This is a genomic window from Sinobaca sp. H24 (assembly GCF_023845525.1).
On record NZ_JALBWT010000013.1, the window covers coordinates 15,906 to 40,653 of the forward strand.

At 46.1% G+C, this 24,748-nt stretch carries 23 protein-coding genes and 5 pseudogenes; all 28 read right to left on the minus strand.

What is annotated here, in order from left to right; genetic code table 11:
* Positions 1 to 17: 17 nt before the first annotated feature.
* The 28 genes and pseudogenes from pgsA to rimP all read right to left on the minus strand — a co-directional run bounded on the left by pgsA (position 18) and on the right by rimP (position 24,608).
* Positions 18 to 596 carry a CDP-diacylglycerol--glycerol-3-phosphate 3-phosphatidyltransferase gene (gene pgsA / locus MMY81_RS16880; RefSeq protein WP_252313770.1) on the minus strand — a complete coding sequence of 193 codons (579 nt, stop codon included), beginning with the start codon at positions 594 to 596 and terminating at the stop codon, positions 18 to 20.
* Between the two features lie 205 nt (positions 597 to 801).
* The gene (locus MMY81_RS16885; RefSeq protein WP_252313771.1) at positions 802 to 1,647 is read right to left on the minus strand and encodes a helix-turn-helix domain-containing protein; all 846 of its coding nucleotides are present in this window, start codon (positions 1,645 to 1,647) and stop codon (positions 802 to 804) included.
* Positions 1,648 to 1,664: 17 nt separating this feature from the next.
* Positions 1,665 to 2,438, minus strand: coding sequence for a DUF3388 domain-containing protein (locus tag MMY81_RS16890; RefSeq protein ID WP_252313772.1), 774 nt, complete (start codon positions 2,436 to 2,438; stop codon positions 1,665 to 1,667).
* An 82-nt stretch (positions 2,439 to 2,520) separates the two neighbouring features.
* Positions 2,521 to 3,252 carry an elongation factor P 5-aminopentanone reductase gene (gene ymfI / locus MMY81_RS16895; protein ID WP_252313773.1) on the minus strand — a complete coding sequence of 244 codons (732 nt, stop codon included), beginning with the start codon at positions 3,250 to 3,252 and terminating at the stop codon, positions 2,521 to 2,523.
* Positions 3,245 to 4,534, minus strand: coding sequence for an EF-P 5-aminopentanol modification-associated protein YfmH (gene yfmH / locus MMY81_RS16900; protein ID WP_252313774.1), 1,290 nt, complete (start codon positions 4,532 to 4,534; stop codon positions 3,245 to 3,247). Before yfmH ends, ymfI begins: the two co-directional genes overlap by 8 nt.
* Positions 4,535 to 5,809, minus strand: coding sequence for an EF-P 5-aminopentanol modification-associated protein YfmF (gene yfmF / locus MMY81_RS16905; protein ID WP_252313775.1), 1,275 nt, complete (start codon positions 5,807 to 5,809; stop codon positions 4,535 to 4,537).
* A gap of 18 nt (positions 5,810 to 5,827) precedes the next feature.
* Positions 5,828 to 8,108: pseudogene (locus MMY81_RS16910) on the minus strand (FtsK/SpoIIIE family DNA translocase).
* Between the two features lie 243 nt (positions 8,109 to 8,351).
* Entirely contained in the window at positions 8,352 to 10,019 is a 1,668-nt protein-coding gene (locus tag MMY81_RS16915; RefSeq protein ID WP_252313776.1) for a ribonuclease J, read from the minus strand.
* Positions 10,020 to 10,235: 216 nt separating this feature from the next.
* The gene (gene dapA, locus MMY81_RS16920; protein ID WP_252313777.1) at positions 10,236 to 11,105 is read right to left on the minus strand and encodes a 4-hydroxy-tetrahydrodipicolinate synthase; all 870 of its coding nucleotides are present in this window, start codon (positions 11,103 to 11,105) and stop codon (positions 10,236 to 10,238) included.
* A gap of 68 nt (positions 11,106 to 11,173) precedes the next feature.
* Positions 11,174 to 12,397 carry an aspartate kinase gene (dapG, locus tag MMY81_RS16925; RefSeq protein WP_252313778.1) on the minus strand — a complete coding sequence of 408 codons (1,224 nt, stop codon included), beginning with the start codon at positions 12,395 to 12,397 and terminating at the stop codon, positions 11,174 to 11,176.
* Between the two features lie 20 nt (positions 12,398 to 12,417).
* Positions 12,418 to 13,473 carry an aspartate-semialdehyde dehydrogenase gene (gene asd / locus MMY81_RS16930; RefSeq protein ID WP_252313779.1) on the minus strand — a complete coding sequence of 352 codons (1,056 nt, stop codon included), beginning with the start codon at positions 13,471 to 13,473 and terminating at the stop codon, positions 12,418 to 12,420.
* Between the two features lie 98 nt (positions 13,474 to 13,571).
* Positions 13,572 to 14,833 (minus strand): annotated as a pseudogene (locus tag MMY81_RS16935) (M16 family metallopeptidase).
* 120 nt (positions 14,834 to 14,953) lie between these two features.
* Positions 14,954 to 17,050 carry a polyribonucleotide nucleotidyltransferase gene (locus MMY81_RS16940; RefSeq protein ID WP_252313780.1) on the minus strand — a complete coding sequence of 699 codons (2,097 nt, stop codon included), beginning with the start codon at positions 17,048 to 17,050 and terminating at the stop codon, positions 14,954 to 14,956.
* Positions 17,051 to 17,201: 151 nt separating this feature from the next.
* The gene (gene rpsO / locus MMY81_RS16945) at positions 17,202 to 17,471 is read right to left on the minus strand and encodes a 30S ribosomal protein S15 (RefSeq protein ID WP_252313781.1); all 270 of its coding nucleotides are present in this window, start codon (positions 17,469 to 17,471) and stop codon (positions 17,202 to 17,204) included.
* A gap of 137 nt (positions 17,472 to 17,608) precedes the next feature.
* Positions 17,609 to 18,586, minus strand: a complete 978-nt coding sequence (locus MMY81_RS16950; RefSeq protein ID WP_252313782.1) for a bifunctional riboflavin kinase/FAD synthetase — start codon at positions 18,584 to 18,586, stop codon at positions 17,609 to 17,611.
* Between the two features lie 31 nt (positions 18,587 to 18,617).
* Positions 18,618 to 19,532 (minus strand): tRNA pseudouridine(55) synthase TruB, encoded by a 915-nt coding sequence (gene truB, locus MMY81_RS16955; protein ID WP_253076001.1) that lies wholly within the window; start codon positions 19,530 to 19,532, stop codon positions 18,618 to 18,620.
* Positions 19,533 to 19,670: 138 nt separating this feature from the next.
* Positions 19,671 to 20,023: pseudogene (rbfA, locus tag MMY81_RS16960) on the minus strand (30S ribosome-binding factor RbfA).
* Positions 20,024 to 20,038: 15 nt separating this feature from the next.
* Positions 20,039 to 20,176 (minus strand): hypothetical protein, encoded by a 138-nt coding sequence (locus tag MMY81_RS16965; RefSeq protein WP_252313783.1) that lies wholly within the window; start codon positions 20,174 to 20,176, stop codon positions 20,039 to 20,041.
* Complete coding sequence (locus MMY81_RS35445) at positions 20,143 to 20,313, minus strand: DUF503 family protein (protein WP_374562184.1); 171 nt, start codon at positions 20,311 to 20,313, stop codon at positions 20,143 to 20,145. The genes MMY81_RS16965 and MMY81_RS35445 overlap by 34 nt, the downstream gene beginning before the upstream one ends.
* A gap of 544 nt (positions 20,314 to 20,857) precedes the next feature.
* Complete coding sequence (locus MMY81_RS35450) at positions 20,858 to 21,172, minus strand: hypothetical protein (RefSeq protein ID WP_374562222.1); 315 nt, start codon at positions 21,170 to 21,172, stop codon at positions 20,858 to 20,860.
* Positions 21,166 to 21,252 carry a hypothetical protein gene (locus MMY81_RS35455; RefSeq protein ID WP_374562224.1) on the minus strand — a complete coding sequence of 29 codons (87 nt, stop codon included), beginning with the start codon at positions 21,250 to 21,252 and terminating at the stop codon, positions 21,166 to 21,168. The genes MMY81_RS35450 and MMY81_RS35455 overlap by 7 nt, the downstream gene beginning before the upstream one ends.
* 64 nt (positions 21,253 to 21,316) lie before the next feature.
* Positions 21,317 to 21,724, minus strand: a pseudogene (locus MMY81_RS33405) (GTP-binding protein).
* Complete coding sequence (locus MMY81_RS33410) at positions 21,706 to 21,873, minus strand: hypothetical protein (protein WP_256497947.1); 168 nt, start codon at positions 21,871 to 21,873, stop codon at positions 21,706 to 21,708. The pseudogene MMY81_RS33405 and the gene MMY81_RS33410 overlap by 19 nt, the downstream one beginning before the upstream one ends.
* Positions 21,874 to 21,890: 17 nt before the next feature.
* Positions 21,891 to 22,388: a translation initiation factor IF-2 N-terminal domain-containing protein gene (locus MMY81_RS33415; RefSeq protein ID WP_256497948.1), complete on the minus strand. Its 498-nt coding sequence runs from the start codon at positions 22,386 to 22,388 to the stop codon at positions 21,891 to 21,893.
* 18 nt (positions 22,389 to 22,406) lie between these two features.
* Positions 22,407 to 22,709, minus strand: coding sequence for a YlxQ family RNA-binding protein (locus MMY81_RS16975; RefSeq protein ID WP_252313784.1), 303 nt, complete (start codon positions 22,707 to 22,709; stop codon positions 22,407 to 22,409).
* A complete protein-coding gene (gene rnpM, locus MMY81_RS16980; protein ID WP_252313785.1) occupies positions 22,706 to 22,978 on the minus strand; it encodes an RNase P modulator RnpM in 273 nt (90 codons plus the stop codon). Before rnpM ends, MMY81_RS16975 begins: the two co-directional genes overlap by 4 nt.
* A gap of 26 nt (positions 22,979 to 23,004) precedes the next feature.
* Positions 23,005 to 24,092: pseudogene (gene nusA, locus MMY81_RS16985) on the minus strand (transcription termination factor NusA).
* A gap of 33 nt (positions 24,093 to 24,125) precedes the next feature.
* A complete protein-coding gene (rimP, locus tag MMY81_RS16990) occupies positions 24,126 to 24,608 on the minus strand; it encodes a ribosome maturation factor RimP (protein ID WP_252313786.1) in 483 nt (160 codons plus the stop codon).
* Between the last annotated feature and the right edge of the window lie 140 nt (positions 24,609 to 24,748).

The window sequence follows — 24,748 nt, forward strand, 5'->3', positions numbered from 1 at the left end:
GACAGTCCCTCTTTCTATTAGGTGGATTTCAACATCACATGCCTGTTTTTCATAAAGTAATCGACGCCGGATACAATCGTCAGTAAAACAGCAATCCACATTAGTCCCATGCCGACCGGCAGTCCAATAAGACTGAATGGCAGGTTATGAAACAACAATACGGTAATAGCTGCCATTTGAAAAACCGTTTTCCATTTGCCGAGGCCGCTTGCTGCTATAACATCACCTTCTGCTGCGGCTACGAGACGAATGCCGGTTACAGCAAACTCACGGCTTAAAATGACAATGGCCATCCAGGAAGGCAGAAGCTGCAGGTCGATTAAAACGAGCAGTGCTGCAGTAACCAGAAGCTTATCTGCAAGCGGATCCAGAAATTTACCAAAGCTTGTAATCAGCTGACGTTTGCGGGCAATGTAGCCGTCCAGCCAGTCTGTAGCTGCGGCCACAATAAAAATAATGCCGCCTATTATATGAGACACGGGAATGCTGAACGTCCCTGATCCGACCATGCCAAGCCAGGGCGGGATTAACATAAAGAACACAAACAGGGGAATTAATGCTATTCGTGCCAGCGTTATTTTATTGGGAAGGTTCATTAGGCGCTTACCTCTTTTCTTTTTCTGTCTAAACAGGGCACACCCTCAAAAAATGATGTTAGTTGTTATTGTACCATAATTCTTCTCCGCCGCGGCAGACGTAAAGAGATTTTCACTGCTTCACCGGGCTTGTTTGTCTGTTTTTTGAACCAACTTCGCTCTAATAAATGAGCAATTAAAAAAAGCGCCGGAACTGCGGCGCTTTTTACTCTGCTCTTTCAAATACAACGTTCTGGTGAATAGAATCGCTTGGCCATTCAAATGCTTCGCCATTGATGGTAACTTCGACACCGGACGTATTCCCGACATTAAAGAGAACGTAATCCCTGTCGCTGTAATCTAAAGTAACCGGATCCATATCAGCGGTTGCGTCATACTGGTCGATAATACTGCCGCTGTCATCCTGTGTATCAATATAGGACTCACCCGTAAACGACAGTTCAAATTCAAGGGATTCCATATTTGAAATATCGTACGTCGTCAGCATACCCTCGCTCGAGACTTCCTCGGGCTGATTTTCATTATCCGTTTCTGCCGGCTCCTCTTGTTCTTCCTCCTGCTGCGGAGCAGCTGGTTCACTGGGGTCTTCGTTTGATTCCACCTGCACTCCTGGATCTTCACCTGGAGCAGATGACTGATCACCGCTGTCGCTTAGACCCTGAATAGCTAAAAACAGCCCAAAGCCGACAATACCTAAAAACAGGATTCCTGCAAATACAGGAAGAAGCGTTGGTCGTCCCTGGGACCTTCTAGAGGCGTTCCGACGGCGCTGAAGACGATCGATCCGTGAGTTCCGCCTGCTTTCAGGATGGTGAATTTCCGGCAGCTCCGCCCCGTACTGATCAATAACCCAGTCTGGATCAAGACCGAGTGCTTCGGAATAGTTTTTTACAAACGCTTTTGCATAAAAAGCGCCCGGCAGCGCTTCGTACTGGCCGTTTTCAATCGCCAGCAGGTAACGTTTTTGAATTTTTGTTGCTTCCTGCAGATAATCAAGAGACATATTTTGATCCAACCATTTATTGCGTAGAAAAGCCCCTAATTCTGACATCCTGTACCACCTACCATCTAACTAATATCAAACGAAGAAAAGCCGGAATCCACTACATCATACGTAATAACCTGGCTGTCATCATTACGCAGTTCAATAATACAATCAAAATCCTGGATCGTGTAATGGGACTCACGGATAAAGATATCCGGATGTTCGACTACTTTAACAGAAGGCAGTTTCATGACTTGATCAACAAGATCCCTGTGTTTCTGCGGCGCGCGCATCATGCTTACAATACCATCAATAATATAAATATGGCCTTCTCCCTTTTCATCTTCTCCAAGGTGGCTTCTTACGGTCTGGCGCAGAAGAGTGGAGGAGATAAAGGTCCAGCGCTTGTTGGCACATACGCTGGCCGCCACGAGAGATTCCGTTTTTCCGACACGCGGCATTCCTCGTATTCCTACCAGATAATGGCGGTCTTTCTTAAAGAGCTCGGCAATAAAGTCGACGAGCAGCCCTAATTCATCGCGGACGAATCGAAACGTTTTTTTATCGTCGGCATCCCGCTCAATGTAACGGCCATGCATTACAGCAAGCCGGTCCCGGAGCCTTGGCTCCCGGATCTTACGCAGCGTAATGGTATCGATTGTTTCCATAATGCTGCGCAGCCTGACGACCGAATCATCATGACGGCTGCGGATCAGCATACCACGCCGGCTGTGCTCCACTCCGTTGATCGTTACGATGTTAATCGAAAGCATACCCAGCAGGGAAGAAATGTCCCCGAGAAGGCCGGGTCTGTTCTCATGAATCTCATATTCCATATACCATTCTTTCGGTTCCATGATCTCCGCCTGCCTTTCCTGTGCTGCTTATCGATGAGTTACTGTTATTGTACCGCTTGTCTAAATATGGCACAAAGCTTTTTTATGAAAAGCCGCCGTCGATTTGTAAAATATGCCCATTCATATAGGCGGACCGGGTGGAAAACAAAAAAGCAACTGCTTCTGCTATTTCTTCCGGCCGGCCCATTCTTCCTGCTGGGATCTGTTCCATTAGCTGCGCCCGCTCTTCTGCTGAAAAAATATGGTTCATCGGTGTATCAATCACTCCAGGGGCTACGGCATTTACATTTATACCGCTTGGAGCTGCTTCTTTAGCAAGGGAACGAATAAATGCTTCCATTCCTCCCTTTGCAGCCGAATAAACGGTTTCCATTGCTGTCCCGCTGGTCGCCCAGATAGAAGAAATGAACACGATTTTCCCCTGCTTTTCCTGAATCATGGGAGGAAGCAGCTTTTGGCACATAAACACAGCCTGAATTAAATGAGCGTGAAACTGGCTCATTATTTCTTCAGGCTGTGCGTCTTGCAGCAGACCGTACAGGGAGGCACCGGCTGCGTATACCAGGCCGCTGACCGGGGAGTGCACCTGCTTGAGCAATAATTCCGCACCGTTTTCTTTTGATAGATCGGCACGGAGAATATATGCCTGCGCACCATGTTCCCGGCACTTGCCGGCGAGCTGATTCATCCGGCTCTCCGGAGCTTTATGACAATGGAGAAACAAGGAATATCCTTCACCGGCTAACTTCTCAGCAGCGGCGCTTCCAATGGCTCCGCTTGCTCCTGTTACTAATACAAATGGTCTGTTACTCATTGTTCTTTTTTATGACCTGGGAAACCGAACGTTCCGGTCCTTGAAAATGCTGCTTCCATAGTTCCAGACATTCTTCTGCCGTGATAGATTCCAGCATTGCAGCTGTATCAAACATGTCCATTCCTGCAAAGGCATAGCTTGTATATTGACTGGCCATAAATTCCAGGCTGTTGAGCTGGCGCAGAAATGTACCAATGTTACGGCGCTTAATACGCTCAAACATTTCTGAGTCAAAGGCGGACGGGTCTTTGGATTCCAGAAGGCTGGTAATACGGTTCTGCAGCTCATCCGGATCTGACGTATCGCCGCCTGCTACGAAAAAGGTGAAGGAACGGTCTACCTGAAACTCACCGGAAAAGGAGTCATCTATCAAGCCTTCCTCGTAGAGAGATTCATAAAAGGTAGTCCCGGGACCGATTAACGTATCCATCAGCAGATCCATGGCGAGTTCGTAGCGCATTAACTCTTCGCCTGTTCTCTCCTGAAGTACTTTATAGCCAACCAGTACTTTTGGCGTGTTTACGCTCATTTCCAAAATTTTCTTAGGAGCTGCGGCCTCTGCCGGCTCTTCCGGAAGAATTCGATTCAGCTCCGGTGCAGGTGGAAACTCCTTTCCTGCCTGATTTTCCTTGATAAGTGCCATCAGTGCCTCCGGATCGGCGTCGCCTGCAATGAACAGCGCCATATTGGAAGGGTGGTAAAACGTTTCATAGCACGTATACAAATCCTCTTTCGTAATGTCATAAATAGACGCTACCGTGCCGGCGATATCAATTTTAGCAGGGTGTTCATGGTACATGCCGCCGAGGAGCTGGAAAAAGGCAAGCCAGTCCGCCTGGTCTTCATACATGCGGATTTCCTGCTCAATAATGCCTTTTTCTTTTTCAACGCTGTCTTCTGTAAAATAAGGGTGCTGGACAAAATCAAGCAGCGTACTGATATTTTTTTCCGTCTGGGCCGTGCTTGAAAACAAATAGGCCGTTTTTGTAAAGCTTGTAAAAGCGTTCGACGACGCTCCTTGTTTGCCAAACGTCTGAAATACGTCCCCTTCTTCATCTTCAAACATTTTATGCTCAAGAAAGTGAGCAATACCGTCCGGTACCTTTACCGGCTCGCTTTTCCCAATCGGTGTAAAGTGATTATCGATGGAACCATAGTTCGTCGTGAATGTTGCAAATGTTTTATGGAAGCCTTTTTTAGGCAGGATATATACCTGCAGACCGTTATCGAGTACTTCGTAGTAAAGTGTTTCATCTATCGTGTTTTTTTCAAGCGTGTTCATTTATTGGTCCTCCTTCTCTCCGTGAAGAAAAAATACAGTATCAATGACAATATCCGCTGCGCAGTCGGCGACTTCTTCGAGCGTAACGGCTTTTACCTGGCTGATCCATTCATCCATGGAAACCTGGCGTTCTCCGACGATTCCCTGATAAAGCAGATCAGCGGTGCCTTTGGCAGAGTCCGCTGTTTCAAGCAGCTGATTAACAAGCATTCCTTTAGTCTGCTCTACTTCGTCTTCGGTAAAGCGGCCTATTTTCATATCTTCAATCTGCTCTGTAATAATAGCGAGCGCTTTATCATACTGGGATGTTTCAATTCCTGCCATTATCGTGACAAAGCCTTTCAAACTGTCGTATCTGGAGGCTGCATAGTAAGCCAGGCTTTCTTTTTCTCTAACGTTTAGAAACAGCTTTGAATGAGGAAATCCGCCTAGCAGCGCATTAGCCACCTGCATGGCAGCAAATGAGGAGTCTTTAAAATACACCGGCACCCGGCAGCCAATATGAAGCTTTCCCTGCTGGATATCATCCGTTTCCTTTATGTGATTAGGTGTTTCCCTTACTGAGTAAGCGGTTCCTGCCGTTTCTTTTACATGCAGGTTATTTTCAAAAACGTCAAATGCCGATGCAGCTTTGACCGCCTGTTCTTCTTCTACATCCCCAATAATATACATATCCACTTTATCTTCTTGAATCATGGAATGATAGATCGTCATGAGCCTGTCTGCCGTGATAGCCTCCAGACGGTCCAATTCTCCCTGTGCCTGTAATCTGTATGGGTCTTCCGGAAACATATGCTGCAGCATGCGATTGTTCGCATAGCGGATTTTATCGTCATAAACAGCTTCCATCCGCTGCTGGAGGTTGCGTTTTTCTTCCATTATAATTTTTTCGGAGAATACGCCATTTTCCAGATAAGGCGCCAGAACGGCTCCCTTCAGAAAAGCAAGACCTTCCTCAAGAAGTGGTTCTGCATTTTCAATATACCGCTCATTGGCAATATCAAGCCGAAACGTGAGCAGATGATAATCACCTTTTTTGGCGACATCCGTTGTAAATACCGCTCCATATAAATAATCCAGGTGGGAGCGGATGCTTTTACGTGAAGGATGGTCGGCTGTTGCACTTTTTAACACCTGGGCAAGCAGGGAACGTTCTGTAGCCGTTTCCCTCTCAAGCGGTGCCAGCATCTGCAGCAGTATCGTAGTTGTTTTGAATTTTTTCGTCGGCAGCAGGTGAAGCGCTGCTCCTGTATTAATATGCTCTTTTTCTACCATTGGCTTTGAGCCCCTTTCTTAGTACCGTGGTGCTTCTTCTTCAGCTGCTGGAGGAGCGGAAATAACGTCTCTTGGTTTGCTTCCGCCATACGGACCTACAATACCGCGCTCTTCCATCGCATCAATAAGGCGGGCCGCCCTCGTATATCCTACGCGGAACTTCCGCTGCAGCATCGAAACGGAAGCACTTTGTCTTTCTACGACAAAAGCTACCGCCTCATCATATAAAGAGTCGTCTATTTCTTCTGCCTGCTCTACTTTGTCATCAGGAATCATTTCCTCTTGGTAGTTTGCTTTCTGCTGGGCAATTACCGAGGCGACAATAGACTCCACTTCGCCATCGGAAATAAAAGCACCCTGAATACGCGTCGACTTATTGGATCCTACCGGAGAAAACAGCATATCCCCTTTTCCAAGAAGCTTTTCAGCACCTCCGCTGTCGAGAATGGTGCGGGAGTCAATTTGACTCGTAACTCCAAATGCAATCCGGGAAGGGATGTTTGCTTTAATTACTCCTGTTATTACATTAACAGATGGGCGCTGGGTTGCGATAATCATATGAATCCCTGCAGCTCTTGCCATCTGGGCAAGTCTAGTAATCGCATCTTCCACATCGCTTGAAGCGACCATCATTAGATCAGCAAGCTCATCGACAATAACAACGATGTAGGGCAGCTCCAGCTGCCTGTCTCCGTTTTTTTCGTTTTCTTTTTTTACGTATTGGTTATAGCCTTCCATGTTCCGCGTCCCTGTATGGGAAAACAGGTCGTAGCGGCGCTCCATTTCAGCAACAACTTTCTTCAGCGCCTGCGCGGCCCGTTTCGGCTCGGTTACTACCGGTGCGAGCAGGTGGGGAATACCGTTGTATACATTAAGCTCTACCATTTTAGGATCAATCATCATCAGTTTTACTTCGTGAGGCTTCGCTTTCATAAGAATGCTTGTAATAATGCCATTAATACAGACACTTTTTCCGCTTCCTGTAGCACCTGCTACGAGCAGGTGAGGCATTTTGTTCAGTGCGGCCAGCACTGGTTCACCCGATATGTCCCGACCGAGTGCAACCGCGAGCGGATGATTGTCTTTTTTCATTCCTGTTTCCAGCACTTCCCGAACCGTCACCATAGCCACTTCCTGATTCGGTATTTCAATACCAACAGCTGATTTACCGGGAATAGGGGCTTCTATACGGATATCACGCGCGGCCAGAGCCAGTGCTAAATCATCGGTTAAATTAACAATTCGGCTCACTTTCACACCTGTATCCGGCTGTACTTCATATTTAGTCACGGCAGGTCCGAGATGAACTTCGTTTACTTTTGCTTTCACTCCAAAGCTTAACAAAGTCTCTTCAAGTTTTCTTGCATTAGAGCTCAGCATGCGCTTTTCTACATGCTGGGTGTTGCGCTCCGGTGCATTCAACAGATCGAGCGATGGCAGAATGTAATTTTTGTTTTCTTCTTCTGCCGACGAGGCCAGCACGGGTTCTTCTGCCTCTTCACTGCTTCCCCCGGATTCAACAGGTGACTCAGCTGCTCCTGCTGCTGGAGGAGCTTCTTTCTTTTCCGGTTCTTCCGGCTTATTATATGCATTCTCAGCAAAATTATAGATTAGCGGTGTTTCCGGTTCTTGTTCTACAAGCTCCTGCTGTTCGTACACCGGCTCTTTAGCCTTGGCAGCCGGTTTTTTTTGCCTCTTTTGGTTCTTCTGCCCGCGCCTGCCTTTTTTGTTCCCGCTGTTCTTTGGAAGCCTGATACTTTTCATTAAGTACAGCTCCGGTTTTTTTCATGGCAGGTGCTGCTTTTGTTTTTGTTCCATTGGCCAGATCCTGAATGGTTACGCCGGTAATAATCATCAGCGCTACAATGGCCAGCAGCACGGCTATTAAATAAGAGCCGGGCACCCCAAACAGAGTGTATGTACCCGCGTAAAGAAGAGCTCCCGTCATGCCTCCGCCAATCGATGCGTTAGCTGCACCTGATGCCTGCTCCGTGAACGCATTCCATGTGACAGCCAGACTGCCTCCTTCTGTTCCACTCATAAAGGCAATATGACTGAATATCAAGACGGATAGTCCGCCCAGTAACACACCGGCCCCGATACGTTTATTAATACGCGGCCATTTTTTCTTAAAAATAAACGCTGCTGCTATAACGATCACAGCCAGATTCAATACGATGTGAAAATCTCCTGCAAAAAAACGCAGAAAAGAAACGAGCAGTTCCCCTACCAGGCCGAATTGAAACAGCGCTGTTAAAGCCAGGGTAAGCAGAACCAGTCCCGTCCATTCTATTTTCATTTCGCTTTTACGTTTTTTTGTCCATTTTTTTGTTCGTTTTCTTTTTTTTGCCACTTAGAATCCACCTCATTATCTGTTCTCACCTGTTGTTTTAAAGCCCTTCTTTACTCTGATATGCCTGCTGTTATTATAGCATATGCCTTTGCTGCTAAGGCGGCACAGCATATATTTTCCGTTTTCCGGATGCAAAAAGCCTGCTGGAGAATCAAGGATTCCAACCAGCAGGACTTTTCTTTTTTACTATTACACTTCCATAATAATAGGCAGGATCATCGGGCGGCGCTTTGTTTTCTCATAAAGAAAACGACTTAACACGTCCCGGACGCTGCTTTTTAAGGTAGACCATTCTTTTTCTTTTTCTGCAATGCATTTTTCTAAAGTGGCCGTCACTTTTTTGTTTGCTTCTTCAAGCAGTTCTTCCGATTCGCGTACATACACGAATCCTCTCGAAATAATGTCCGGCCCGGAAGCAATGGTTCCTGTTTTTTTGTGAAGAGTGACGACAACGACAAGAATACCGTCTTCGGATAACAGGCGTCTGTCTCGAAGGACAATGTTTCCGACATCTCCTACGCCAAGCCCATCAATTAGAACGTTTCCGGAAGCTACTTTCCCAGCACGGCGGGCTTTGCGTTTCGTAAATTCCACAACTTCGCCTTTATCGACTAAAAAGATATTAGCTGGATTAACACCCGCTTTTTCAGCAAGTTCGCCGTGAGCGGACTGCATCCGGTACTCCCCGTGAATTGGGATGAAATACTTTGGCTTGACGATATTAAGCATCGTCATTAATTCCTGCTGGCTGGCATGACCAGATGTATGAATGCTGTTTTTACCGTAGACAACTTCCGCTCCCATTTGGTAGATAGCATCAATCGTACGGCTGACCGTTTTTTCGTGGCCCGGTATAGGGTTTGCTGCAATCAGAACTTTATCCCCTTCTTGAATGGAAAGCTGGCGGTTTGCGCCCTTTACAAGACGGGTCAGAGCGGACATCGGCTCTCCCTGGCTTCCCGCACAAAGAATGGTTATCTGATGCGGTGCGTAGCTTTCTACTTCATTTGCTTCGATAAATGTATCATCGTGGCGCTGAAGATAGCCGAGTTTATGTGAAATTTCAATAGCTTTGAGCATACTGTGGCCCACTACTGCGATTTTCCGGCCTTCTTTTTCCGAAGCGTTAATCACCTGCTGAATGCGGTGGATATTGGAAGCAAACGTTGTGACAACGATACGTCCGGTTGTTTCAATAAAAGCATCCATCATCTGTTCGCCGGCGACTGCTTCAGAAGGTGTGGTTCCCGGCACTTCGGCATTGATACTATCCGAAAGCAGACAGAGGACACCTTTTTTCCCGTAATTGGTTAATTTACCTATTTCGGTAAGCTGGCCGTCGATCGGCGTTTGGTCAAACTTGAAATCACCCGTGTGCACGATTAGTCCCTGCGGAGTATCTATGCATACGCCGATAGAATCAGGAAGGCTGTGGGTCGTTCTAAAGAAGCTCACAGGCAGGCTTCCTATCGTCAGACGGGATTTAGGATCAAACGAGCGGAGATCCGATTTCTTGCGGAGTCCGTTTTCTTTAATGTGATCTTCTACGATAGCAATAGTAAGCTTTGTTCCATATACGGGTGCATTAATTTTACGCAGAATGTAAGGAAGGGCTCCTATATGATCTTCGTGACCGTGCGTCACAATAATTCCACGGATTTTTTCTTTGTTTTGCACGAGATATGATATATCCGGAATAACAATATCTACGCCGAGCATATCATCTTCCGGAAACATTAACCCCGCTTCAATAATTAGGATATCTTCTTCTGTTTCCACAACATACATATTTTTACCAATTTCGCCTACGCCGCCCAAGGCAAAAATACGAATGCTGTCTGTATTTTGATTTGACAATGTGTTTCCTCCTATATAGTCTATATTCTTCTGTAGTAGTGTGATCGAAGCAGTCATCTATTTACGTTGCATACCCGGTCCAGCACTTGATTGTAGTATAACGCAACTGGAAATAAGAATACAAGGTCTCTTTACTATCGGAAAAGGGGCTGGGTTTTATTTCTATATGTAAACAAGTCGTTTCAATCCTGCATTGGAAAATAAAAAACCCGGCCATCAGGCCAGGCTGAACCATTGTTCCAGTTGTTTAATTTCTGCATCCGTCAGCGGGAGCATCGGCAGTCTTGTATCACGCGATATAATCCCCTGCTGTTCCAGCATCGCTTTAACCGGTGCTGGATTTGGAGCAATAAAGCATGCTTTCATTTTCGGAAGCAGCGAGCGGTGAATCGCTGAGGCGTGCTCTATAGACCCTTCAGAGAAGGCCTGAACCATTTCTCTGAGCTCGTGACCTGCAATATGCGCGGCAACGGATACAACGCCGTGTCCGCCTACGCTCATAATGGGAAGAGTCATCGAATCATCTCCGCTGTAAACAGCGAAGTGCTCTGGTGTTGAAGCAATGATGTGAGAAATCTGATCCAGGCTTCCGCTTGCTTCTTTCACCGAAGTAATGTTGGGAATGCCTGCTAGTTTAATCATCGTTTCCGCCTGCAGGTTGATAATGCAGCGGCCCGGTATGTTATACACCATGACAGGAAGGGTCGTTGCTGACGCAATCGCTTTGAAATGTTCATACATCCCTTCCTGGCTGGGCTTGTTATAATATGGCGTGACCGCCATAATTCCATCAATACCGAGTTTCGAAGCTTTTTCCGTTAATGCGGTGGAATAGCCTGTATCATTGGTGCCCGTGCCTGCAATAACAGGAACGCGCCGTCCACTGATTTCAGCTGTCCGCTGGAATAGCTTTAACTTTTCATCGGTCGTGAGCGTAGGTGATTCGCCGGTCGTTCCGGCAATAACCAACCCTTCACTCCCGGTCAGAATCAAATGCTCTACTACTTTTTCTAGACCCTGCCAGTCAATCTTCCCCTCGCTGTCGAAGGGAGTGACCATGGCGGTCAATATTCGGCCAAAGTCCAAGCTCTCCCTCCCCCTTTCCTTTTTACTTTAGTTTTTTCATATAGGAAAATGGAGAATGCTGTACTATACTACTGTTTCACCTGCCGGCCTAATTCAAACATTTGATGCAGCGCCAGCACGGCTTTATTCATATCTTCCCCGTGAACGAGCGTCCAAATCGTTGTATGGGAATCAGCAGACTGAAGAATGGATATCTCCTGCTCTGCAAGAGCTCCCACAATTTTGGAAACCACACCCGGTACCCCTGTCATGCCGGCACCTACTGCGGATATTTTGGCGCAGTTGTGGATAAAGCTGCCTTCCAGCTGTTTTGCAGCCAGCAGTGCTTTCACGTCCGGACTTTTCTCATCAGGTATCGTAAAAACGAGGCGCTGCGGCTGAATCGATATAAAATCAACCGATATATCATTTTCAGCGAGTTCCTTAAATATAGCTGCCTGCTGTGCAACACCCTCTGCATGTTCTACGGTAACCTGAGTCACGCCTGAAATATGGGCAATTCCCGTCACCTGGCGCTCGATCCGGTCAGATCCTGCCGCGCCGCCGATAATAGCTGATATAAGCGTTCCAGGCGCATTAGAGGCCGTAGAGCGAATACGAATTGGAACTTTTCCCTGCATAGCAATTTCTACAGCACGCGGGTGAATGACCTTGGCGCCCTGGTAGGCCATATTGCAGATTTCCTGATATGTTGCAGAGGAAAGAATTTCTGCTTCCTCCACTATACGGGGATCCGCCGTCATAATTCCTTCCACGTCTGTAAATATATCTACATATTCTGCCTGAAGCGCCGCGCCGATGGCCGTCGCCGACGTATCGCTGCCTCCCCGGCCGAGCGTAGTCAGCTCTCCGTCTCCGGATACCCCTTGAAAACCAGCTACTACGACTACATCTGTTTCTTCAAGACGCTTGACGAGCGCATCTGTCTGCATATCCACAATACGGGCTGAACCATACTGCCCGTCCGTGCGGAATCCGGCCTGTGCCCCTGTCATAGCAGCAGCTTTCAGCTTCTTAGACTGCAGCAGCTCCGTGAAAATAACAGAAGAAATGGTCTCTCCAACACTTACGAGCATATCTTTTTCCCTCGTGCCGATCCGGGAGCCGTTTTGGTTCAACAGTCCGAGCAGCGTATCGGTCGCATAGGGATCTCCCTGCCGTCCCATTGCCGAAACAACGACAACGACTTTATATCCCTCTTCTACCGCACGTGCTACATGAGCCGCCGCGAGTTCTCTTGTTGCTTCATCTTTAACGGATGTTCCTCCGAATTTTTGTACAATGACTTTCATACTGCACCTCGTTCATCATTTTACGATGGCTTTACAAGCCCAAGTTTGAGTAAGCTTTCTGCAATCTGTACGGAGTTGTAGGCAGCTCCTTTTAAAAGGTTGTCGGAAACGACCCAGAAATGGTAGGCGTTCGCGCGATCCAGATCTTTTCTGATGCGGCCGACGAATACGTCCGGCAGGCCGACACTGTCAAGTGCCATTGGATATTCCTGATTGGCAGGATCGTCTTTGAGCGTAATTCCTGCAGAACCTTTGAGAAGCGTCTTTAATTCTTCCACATCCGGATTCCCGTTTTCTGTTTCAATGTATACTGATTCGGAATGACCGGTTTCAACCGGCAGACGTACGCAGGTTGCAGCTACTTCAAGCTCATCCTGATGCAGAATCTTTTTCGTCTCATTCATCATTTTAATTTCTTCAAAGGTATAGCCGTTATCCTGAAACTTATCAATCTGCGGAATCGCATTAAACGCAATCGGAAAATGTTTTTTGTCGCCGCCGACAGGAAGAATTTCTGGCGCGGCGTCTTTTCCATCCAGCACATCACGGGACTGATTTTTCATTTCTTCTACTGCCGCCCACCCGGCACCTGAAACTGCCTGGTACGTCGAAACGATCACTTTCTTCAGGCCGTGCTTTTTACGGATAGGCTCCAAAGCTACAACCATTTGAATGGTGGAGCAGTTCGGATTTGCAATAATGCCATTATGGTTATGAAGATCGGCTTCATTTACTTCCGGAACAACAAGAGGAACGTCCTTGTCCATCCGGTAGGCGCTTGTATTATCAATGCAGATAGCTCCGCGTTTTACAGCTTCCGGCGCTAATTCTTTTGATACTGAACCTCCTGCAGAGAATAAGGCAATTTGAACACCATCAAAAGATTCCGGCTTCGCTTCCTCGAGCGTATATTCATTTCCTTGAAATTCTACTTTTTTGCCTGCTGACCTGCTTGAGGAAAGAAGCTTTAATTCCTTAATCGGAAATTTCTTCTCTGCGAGCGTCTTCAGCATCTGCTGGCCGACCGCTCCTGTTGCTCCTACTACTGCTACCGTGAATCCTGTTTCATTTGACATTGAGTTATACTCCCTTTCAAAATAACAAATTCATTTTATCTCTATCTATATTAACATAAATGATTCTGAATCGCCTGCAGATATTTCAGTAGAAATGCCTAACGACGGGAAATTTCTGTTTTCTTCTGATGATTTTCCGGCAGCCTGCCTTCAGGACTGATCAGCGAAATCGAATAATCCTGTCCTAAAAGAGAGTCCGCGGTACGTGCTGTATCCTCGAGCGTAACAGCTTCTATTTTTTCCAAAATATCATCCAGGCTCTGGTGGTAACCGAGCAGCAGCTCATTGCGGCCGTTGCGGTTCATCCGGCTGCTCGTGCTCTCCAGTCCAAGCATAAGGCTTCCTTTAAGCTGTTCTTTCCCGTTCTCCCATTCTTTTCGGCTGATTCCGTTTTGAGACAAATCTTTAATGACAGCCTGCATGGAATCAAACATTTCATCCAGGTGTTCTGCTCCTGTCCCACCGTAAATGGTCAGCATCCCGCTGTCGCGGTAAGCGGATTGATAAGAGTAGACGGAATAAGCAAGACCCCTTTTTTCTCTAATTTCCTGAAAAAGCCTGCTGCTCATACTTCCTCCGAGAGCATTGTTTAACAGGACGAGTGCAAACGAATCATCATGCCCTGCCTCCAGCCCTGGAAATCCAAGACAAAGATGAGCCTGTTCGGCCGGCTTGGCAAGAACGCTTTCCCCGGCAGAAATATAGGACTCTCCGACTGGTTTCCAGAGCCTTTTTGGCTTAAAACAGAGAACGTTTCTTCCACCTTTTCCAAAAGTGCTTCGTTCGTATTTCCGGCTACGGAAATGACAACATTACTGCCTGTATAATATTTATCCAAATACGCCTTCAGTGATTCGGAAGTAAATGAACCGACCGTGTCTGTCGTACCCAGTATCGGGCGTCCAAGCGAATGGTTTCCATAGGAAACAGCATCCAAATAGTCGTGCACAATATCATCCGGTGTATCATCGACCATTTTTATCTCTTCAAAAATAACGCTGCGCTCTTTTTCCAGTTCCTCTTTATCAAAAGTAGAATGGAAAAACATGTCAGAAAGAATATCAAGCGCCTGCCCGGCATGGTCGTCCAGCACTTTGGCATAAAAACACGTATACTCTTTTGCTGTGAATGCATTCACCTGTCCGCCGATACGATCAAAGTTTTCCGCAATGTCCGAAGGTGTTCTTGTGTCTGTCCCTTTAAAAAACATATGTTCCAGAAAATGAGATATACCATTTTCTTCTGCTGTTTCATAACGAGAGCCGGTACCGACCCAAATGCCTATTGTGATGGAGCGGACGAAAGGAATATGTTCAGTTACAATCCGCACTCCGTTATCAAGTTCTTTTCTATTTATCAACAGCTTCCTCCTTTTTGCCTCTTTTGTTCTCATATATAAGAAAAACTTGGCCTAAGCCAAGCTTTTTGGATTCGTGCCTATTCAATTTGCATGTCCAGTCGGAATCCGATCTTATTTTTCTTATTTATTGCTGCTTTCTTCTTTTAACAACACTTTTCTTGATAAGTTGACACGTCCCTGGTTATCAATCTCTGTTACTTTAACCATAATTTCGTCATCAAGCTTAACAATGTCCTCTACTTTGTTCACGCGCTCTTCAGCAAGCTGTGAAATGTGTACGAGTCCATCTTTTCCTTTAAACAGTTCTACAAAGGCGCCGAATTTCTCGATGCGCTTTACTTTACCAAGATACGTTTCGCCGACCTGTACTTCACGAACAAGATCTTCAATTCGTTTCTTGGCAGCCGCGTTTGCACTCGAATCCGTAGAAGAAATATAAACGGTGCCATCCTGCTCAATATCAATTTTTACACCGGTATCATCGATAATCTGGTTGATCGTTTTTCCGCTCGGTCCAATCACGTCACGGATTTTTTCCGGTTTGATATGAAGCGTCAGGATTTTCGGTGCATACGTGGACAGCTCTTCTCTTGATCCGCCGATAGCGGAAAGCATATTGTCCAATACGTGCAGACGTGCCTGTCTTGCCTGCTCTAACGCGAATTTTAATATTTCACGGTCAATGCCGTCAATTTTAATATCCATCTGGAGCGCGGTTACGCCTTTTTCAGAGCCGGCAACTTTAAAGTCCATATCTCCGAGCGCATCTTCCATTCCCTGAATATCTGTGAGAACTGTAACATCTTCATCTTCTTTAACCAGACCCATTGCAATACCTGCTACGGGTGCTTTAATAGGAACACCTGCATCCATCATCGCAAGAGCACTTGCACAGATGCTGGCCTGCGAGGTGGAACCGTTTGATTCAAGCACTTCCGATACGAGACGAATCGTATATGGAAAATCCTTTTCGTCGGGAATGATCGCTTCAAGCGCTCTTTCTCCGAGGGCTCCGTGGCCGATTTCTCTTCTGCCCGGTGCACGGATAGGTCCGGTTTCCCCTACGCTGAACGAAGGAAAGTTATAGTGGTGCATAAAGCGTTTGGATTCTTCCTCGCCAATGCCGTCAAGAATCTGAACATCACCGAGCGGACCCAGTGTACATACGCTGAGTGCCTGCGTCTGACCGCGTGTGAACAAACCGGAACCGTGCGTTCTTGACAGCAGCTTAACTTCTGATGTCAATGGGCGGATTTCATCGGATGTACGGCCGTCCGGACGGATTTTATCTTTTGTAATTAGTTTTCTGAACTCTTTTTTAACAAGACCCTGAATAATTTCTTTTACTTCGCCATGCTCTTCTTCTGAAAAAGATTCAAGTATCCGGTCGGATACTTCTTTAGTCGCTACATCACGGGCCTGCTTTTCTCTGACCATTACGGCTTCGCGTAGATCTGTTCCTGCTGCTTCTTTTACCCGCTCTGTCAGTGCCTCATCTGGAGTGCGCAGCTCGATCTCACGCTTTTCTACGTTCATTTCAGAAACGATCTTTTCCTGGAACGTAACAAGCTTTTTAATTTCTTCATGGCCGAACATAATCGCTTCGAGCATCACGTCTTCTGTAACCTGCTTTGCTCCTGCTTCTACCATGTTAATCGCATTTTTCGTACCTGCAACGGTAAGGTCAATATCGCTTTCTTCAAGCTGCTTCATTGTAGGATTAATAATGAATTCTTCGTTCACACGTCCTACACGTACGCCTGCGATCGGTCCATCAAAAGGAATATCGGACACGCTGAGCGCCATAGAAGAGCCAATCATTGCGGCCATTTCCGGCGAGCAGTCTTTATCGATGCTCATGACAATGCTGATTACCTGAAGATCATTACGAAAACCATCCGGAAATAACGGTCGAATGGGACGATCAATTAAGCGGCTTGTTAAAATAGCGTTCTCGCTTGGACGCCCTTCACGTTTAATAAACCCGCCCGGAATTTTACCGGCGGCATACAGGCGCTCTTCGTAGTTTACCGTTAATGGGAAAAATGGCAGGTCCTTTGGTTCTTTCGATGCCGTAGCTGTAGATAATACTACTGTATCACCATAGCGGACCATTACCGCTCCGTTGGCCTGCTTTGCATATTTCCCTGTTTCAATCGTTAATTCCCGTCCTGCCCAATCTATACTAAACGATTTGCTTTCTTTTTCTGTGCTCAATAGGGTATCCTCCTGTTTCTATAGTGCGCACTGCCAGAGTGCTGCCTTCGTTCATATGTTCATGTAAAAACTATATATAACAGCCCGCGGGCTGTAGTAATATCTTAAAATGGCAAAAAAAGCGGGAGTTGCCCTCCCGCTTCTCTTACATTTATCTACGCAATCCAAGACTTTTGATTAGTTCACGGTAACGCGTAATATCTTTGTTACGAAGGTACGTAAGCAGGTTACGACGCTTACCAACCATTTTTAACAAACCGCGGCGTGAGTGGTGATCTTTCTTGTGTGTACGCAGGTGTTCGTTAAGTGTGTTGATCTGCTCCGTTAAAATTGCTACCTGTACTTCCGGTGAACCCGTATCATTTTCGTGCGTTTTGTACTGCTCAACAATTTCAGTTTTTCTTTCTAATGTTAAAGCCATCCAAAGCACCTCCTTCAATTAGTTAACGCCAATTCCCTAGCAGGACGTCGGAGGAACGTGCAGGCCAAGCAACGGCTTGATTACATTCAATAGAATACGCTTTTTTCAGCGAAAAAGCAAGGCATTCTTCTTACTTTTCATAATTCCTTCATCCTGCTCTGCGGCTGTCCATCTGCAAGGATTTCCTGCGCCTTCTCTTTGTCGAGGTGCAGCTGGGCGATAAGATCATCCACTGAAGAAAATTTCTTTTCCCCGCGCAGGCGCTGGACCCATTCCACTTCTACTTTTTCCCCGTAAATGGATTCATCCATTTCAAATACATGCACTTCCACTTCCGGCCGTTCTGCTCTTATATCATGAAACGTAGGCTTGTAGCCAATATTACAAACCCCTTTCCATCGTCTTCCCTGCACTGTAAACCATACGGCATAAACTCCGGTATCCGGAACCATATATGGTTCTTCTATTAATACATTGGCGGTCGGAAAGCCGATCGTCCGCCCCCTCTGTTCGCCTTTAACAACCAGTCCGCCCACCGTGTATAATCTTCCGAGCAGTATAGCAGCTTTTTCCACATCACCCTCCAAAATACACTGCTTAATCAGCGTAGAGCTGATTTTCTCATGTTCCCATTCTTTTTTTCCAACGGTCGTGTAGTCCAGCTTGCCCCGGGCATGAAAAGGAAGTGTCTCCATCGTTCCTTTTCCGAGGCGGCCGTAGGAAAAGTCGAAACCTGCCACTACATGAACCGTACGCGCTCCAATTAAATAGGAGTCTACAAACTCCTGAGGCTCCAGCTCCGCAAACTGCTGGTCGAAATGAACGACAAACAGATAATCCACACCAAGCTGCTTCATCTGTTCTTCCTTGACGGGAAGCGGTGTAATGTAGCGCATCGTTTCCTCGGAATAATCCGGCGATAATACTGTTTTAGGATGAGGGCTGAATGTCATTACGGCGAGCTTTGCCTGCTTTTTTGCAGCTATTTCTCCTGCCGTTCGGATGACCTCCTGATGGCCGCGGTGGACCCCGTCAAAATAACCTAAAGCCATTACTAAAGGCGGAAGCTCCTCGGCCTTTGGTACGTTGTCGTGATAAACATAGATAGTTTTCATCGTCTCACCTTTCCAATCGCCTCGTTTTCTGCTACGACCCGGCTTCAATGTAGAGCATCGTTTTTGGCTTTATTTTATCCGGTTTTGAAGGATGTCTTTCGTATACAGCCAGCGGAGTAGAACCGGACATGTATATAAAAAGGGAGGGCATGTCCTCCTTATAAGAGAGTACAGCTCCGTTTTTGATTAATGCCAGCTCATCGGCAGCCGCTTCCCTCCTGTCAATATGAGCCAGTGCGTCGGTAATAGGAATAACTGCCGTTTCGAGCATGCTTTCCTCCTGAAGCTGTGCCAGACTTTCCAGCGTCCAGCTGTCCTGTTCTCTGAAGGGTCCTGATCCTGTGCGCACAAGGCTTTGCATATGTGCCGGTACACTAAGCGCACGACCTATATCAACAGCGAGCGTCCGTATGTAAGTGCCTTTACTGCAGACAATGTCGCATTCAAATGTAAATATACCATTATCGTAGGACAGACTGTCTTCGTTCAGGGTAATCGAATAGATGGTTATTTTTTTAGAAGGTCTTTCTACAGATTTTCCTTCTCGCGCATACTCATAAAGCTTTCTGCCGTTTACTTTTACCGCTGAATACATAGGCGGAATCTGCACTAATTCCCCGGTAAACTGCTCTAACGTGTCTTCGATTTCTTTTTGTGAAAATTCACCCGGATCCAGTGTTTCCACCTGTTCCCCTTCTGCGTCTTCCGTCGTTGTGCTGCTGCCGAGCGCGACGACACACCTGTAGCTTTTAGGAAGATCCATCATGTAATCGGAAATTTTCGTGGCGCGCTCGATACAGATCGGAAGTACGCCCTCTACCGCCGGATCGAGTGTGCCGGTGTGGCCCACTTTCTTCGTGCGGGCAATCTTTCTCATCTTATAAACGCAGTCATGCGACGTGATGCCTGCGGGTTTCCATACGGGAATAATACCTTCTATACTCATAATGACGGCCCCTCTTATCTATCAATTCGCTCTTCCTATCTATACTAGCGCAAAACAAAAAGAACTGTCCATAAATCAAGGTCTATTTTCTTGAGAAAATAATCCTTCTTATGGACAGTTCTTTCTTCGTTATACCTTCTATTTATCTTCTTCGTGGTGAATTTCTTTAAGAAGGGATTCGATTCTATTACCGTAATCGATCGATTCATCAAACTCAAACATAATCTCCGGCGTTTTGCGAAGCTGGATCCGTTTGCCAATTTCGCTGCGGATATATCCTTTTGCTTTCGTCAGCGCCTGAAGCGCGTCGTTTTTCTTTTCATCGTCACCTAGCACGGTAATAAATACTTTAGCCTGCTGCAGGTCGCCGGTCACGTCCACACCGGTTACTGTGATAAATTCAATTCTTGGGTCTTTAAGGTCTCTTGTAAACATGGAAGCCAGCTCTTTTTTCATCTGCTCCCAACCCTATTGGCGCGAATATTACTCATCGTTCTTCCTCCTTCTTACAGCCACTCATACGTTGTGATTGTTCGTTCTATTTCCATTTCCCTGTCTGCCCATTCTAAAACGTGTGCCAGCTCTTTTTCAGCTGCTTTTTTTGAATTGGCTACGGTAACAACAGAAGGGCTGTGAGGTTCCATGTGTGATAGTCCATTTCTGCAATAGATACATTGCAGTGCTTCCGGATTTTGTTTTTCAGCCGTAAAAGCACAGAGCGCTTATCCTTTAAGGAATAAGCGCTGTGTATCAGGCATTCAAAATGAACGGCTCCGATCATGTGCGTTTAATTTCTTCCATAACATACGCTTCAATAACGTCGCCTTCTCGCAGATCATTAAACTTGTTAACGTACACCGCACTCATAGCCGGCACTTACTTCTTTTACGTCATCTTTAAAACGTTTCAAGCGCGTTGATTGCACCTTCATAAATAACAATGCCATCACGGATAAGGCGGACCGTAGAGTCTCTCGTGATTTTACCTTCCGTTACGTAGCTTCCTGCAATGTACCAATTTTCGATACTTTAAAGAGCTGGCGGATTTCCACCTGTCCGATAACTTTTTCTTCAAATATCGGATCAAGCATCCCTTTCATGCGCGCTTCAATCTCTTCGATTGCATCATAGATAACACGGTGCTGGCGGATATCTACTTTTTCTACATCAGCGTACGCTTAGCGTTCACGTCAGGTCGAACGTTAAAGCCGATAATAATGGCATGCGGAGGCAAATAACGTCTGATTCTGCGATAGCACCTGCTCCTGCATGAATGATATTGATCTTAACGCCTTCTACGTCAATTTTCCAGAGCCTTTTACTGCTTCAACAGAACCCTGTACGTCTGCTTACAATAACATTGATTTCTTTCATGTTGCCGTCCTGAATCTGGCTGAATAGATCATCAATGCTGACGCGGTTTGTTAAGTTACGTTCTTCGTCTTTCGCTCTAGCGGCTCTCTGCTCCCCAACGCTGCGGGCTTTTTTCTCGTCTTCAAATACGACGAACTGATCGCCTGCCTGCGGTACGTCACTCAGACCTGTAATTTCAACTGGTGTGGATGGCGCTGCTGATTTTACGCGGCGGCCAAGATCTTGACCATCGCGCGGATTACGGCCGAACGTATTTCCTACTACGATCGGTCACCGACATGCATCGTGCCGTCCTGTACAAGAAGGGTTGCAACTGGTCCTTTTCCTTTATCAAGCTCTGCTTCAATAACCGTACCTGTAGCACGTTTATCCGGATTGGCTTTATACTCTTCTACTTCTGATACAAGAAGATCATTTCGACCAGCTCATCGATGCCTTCGCCTTAATAGCAGATACGTTAACAAAGATCGTTTCGCCGCCCCATGCTTCCGGAACCAATTCAAATTCTGTCAGTTCCTGCATTACACGATCTGGGTTGGCTCCTTCTTTATCCATCTTGTTTACTGCTACAATAATCGGCACTTCCGCCGCTTTCGCGTGTGCAATCGCTTCTTTAGTCTGCGGCATAACACCGTCGTCTGCTGCAAACAAGAATAGTAATATCTGTAACCTGTGCACCACGGGCTCTCATCGTAGTAAAGCGGCGTGACCAGGTGTATCGAGGAACGTAATTTTTTTGTTGTTTTCTTCGATCTGGTAGGCACCAATATGCTGCGTAATGCCTCCTGCTTCTCCTGCCGTTACTTTAGTATGGCGGATCGAGTCAAGAAGGGTGTTTTACCGTGATCGACGTGACCCATAATGGTAACGACCGGCGGACGTTCGGTGCGGTTTTCTTCGCTGTCGTTTTCGTCTGTATAAATATCAATATCGAGTTTATCGATTACTTCTTCTTCTTCTACTTCCACGCCGTAATCAGCGGTAATTAATTCAATCGTTTCTTTATCAAGTGATTCATTTTTGTTGCCATAACGCCAAGCTTCATCAGCTTTTTAATCACTTCAGATGAATCCCGGTGCAGCTTTTCAGCCAATTCTCCTACCGTTAAAGATTCAATAAAGGTGATCTTTTTTGGAAGAGCCAGAATCTGGTGGGGTGACTTGCTCTGCTGACGGGAACTGCCTCTTCTTTTTCCTCTGCCTCGTGGATTGGATTGACTGCCGCGGTTGTTTGGTTTCGAGTTATTTTTAGTATTATTCATATTTGTATTTTTCTTTCCCTCATTTTCTGTTTTTTTATTAGTAGAAGCTTTTGGAGCTTCTGGAGCCGGTTTGGCCGGCGTTTGGATTTTTTTGACATCCTCATCGCTAATAATCGACATATGGTTAGTAACTTCCACGCCTTTGCTTTTAAGAGCCTGAACAATGTCTTTACTGGACTTGTCCACCTGTTTGGCGTATTCGTACACTCTCATTTTGCTCATAGGCCTAACCTCCACCTTCTAATTATCCAGCAATGAGATTAGCTTTTTCGCGAATCCTTCATCGGTGATCCCTACGGTCACCCGTTCCCCTTTGCCAAGCGCATGTCCGAGCGTTTCACGGGTTCCGGTAATTCTGTACGGCACACGATAATAGCTGGATTTGTCGTTAAACTTCTTCTGCGTATTTTCCGACGCGTCTCCGGCTACAATCACAAGCCGGAGCGTCTGGCTGCGGATATCTTTCATGACGGCTGTGTCGCCGGTTTTTACTTTTCCTGCTCTCGCAGCCAGTCCAAGCAGTGAATAAAATTTATCATTCATCCTTTTTTCCCTTTGTTTCTTTCCTGCAGTAAGCGGTCATAGTCCTCCGGCGTAAGAGAAACTTTCAAATGGCGGGAGATGGCGTCGCGTTTCTTTGCTTCCAAAAACACGGACTCTTCATTCGTTAAGTAAGCGCCGCGGCCGTTTTTTTTGCCGCTGAAATCAACACTTACTCCGCCTTCTTTATCACGCACAATACGGACAAGCTCTTTTTTAGTTCCGGACTCGCCGCTTACGATGCATTTTCTAATAGGAGGTTTGCGTTTCAACTGTCCTCGCTCCTTCTAACTTGCTGTCATGACTCTTCGAAGCTGTCGTCCCAGGCTTCTTCTTCTATTTCTTCTTTCGGGACATAAAGACCCAGTTCTTCTGCTTCTGTCTGACTTTTAATATCTATTTTCCATCCGGTCAGCTTTGCAGCAAGACGTGCATTCTGTCCTCTTTTACCGATAGCAAGCGATAATTGATAATCAGGCACGATAACGAGCGTGCTTTTATTGTCATCATCGACCTGCACATCAAGAACTTTGGAAGGACTTAAAGCGTTTGCTACGTATTCAAAAGGATCGGTAGACCATTCGACAATATCAATTTTTTCTCCTTTTAATTCATCGACGATAGCCTGAACGCGCTGGCCCCGCTGGCCGACACAGGAGCCTACCGGATCTACTTCCGGATCTTCCGCATGAACCGATATTTTCGAACGATCTCCCGCTTCTCTTGCAACCGAAATAATCTCTACAGTACCATCATATATTTCCGGCACTTCTAATTCAAATAGTCTTTTTAATAAACCGGGATGGGTTCTCGAGATAACGATCTGCGGACCTTTTGTCGTTTTTTCCACTTTAGTAATATATGCTTTGATCCGGTCGTTATGCTTATAATTTTCATTTGGCATCTGCTCTCCCTGTGGAAGAAGCGCCTCTACTTTTCCAAGATCCACATAAATAAAGCGGTGATCCTGACGCTGAACAATACCAGTCATGATGTCTTCCTCACGGTCAATGAAGTCAGAATAAATGATGCTTCTTTCTGCCTCACGCACCCGCTGGGTCACGACCTGCTTTGCTGTCTGAGCCGCAATACGGCCGAAGTTTTTCGGTGTTACTTCAAGTTCTACAACGTCATCAAGCTCATATTCCGAGTACATCTCCCGGGCTTCTGCAAGCGAGATTTCCAGTCTTGGATCAAACACTTCTTCCACTATTTCTTTTCTTGCAAACACGCGGATGCTTCCGTTATCACGGCTTACATCCACCCGTACATTCTGGCCTGATTAAAGTTGCGCTTGTACGCTGAAATCAGTGCCGCTTCAATTGCTTCCAGAATGATTTCTTTTTCAATACCTTTATCTTTTTCCAGTGAATTTAGTGCATCCATAAAGTCTGTATTCACGGATTATCCTCCCCCTTGTTATCGGTACCTCTTAAAATTCGACGGCCAGTCTGCTTTAGCTACTTTATTATAAGGAACTTCCATTCTAACTTTCTTCTGCTTTTCTTTCTGGCTGATCTCAAGGATCCCATCCTGAAAAGAAAGAAGCGTTCCTTCGAAGACTTTATCACCATTCAAGGGCTTGTAGGTCGTAATATTAATATACTTCCCTACGGCACGCTTGATATCTTCTTCCGATTTAAGCGGACGCTCGGCACCAGGCGAAGATACTTCCAGGTAATAATTTTCGTTTACCGGATCCTGTTCATCAAGTTTCTCACTTAGTTTTTCGCTTACGACTCCACAGTCTTCAATAGCTATTCCTTTTGGACTATCTATATACACCCGCAGAAACCAATTTTTTCCTTCTTTTTTATATTCCACTTCAACTAGTTCTAGCCCTAAATCTTCCAAGATGGGCTGAACAAGTCGACTGGCGGTATCTTTGACCCGCTCGCTCATAACCATCCTCCTTGATTTATAAGATAAGCTGTTTATTTTACGATACGCCTGTTCATGTATGAAATAAGTGCAAAATACCCTTTTTTACAAACGAAAGAGTGGGTATTTACCCACTCTTCTCCCGACGCTTCATATCCATT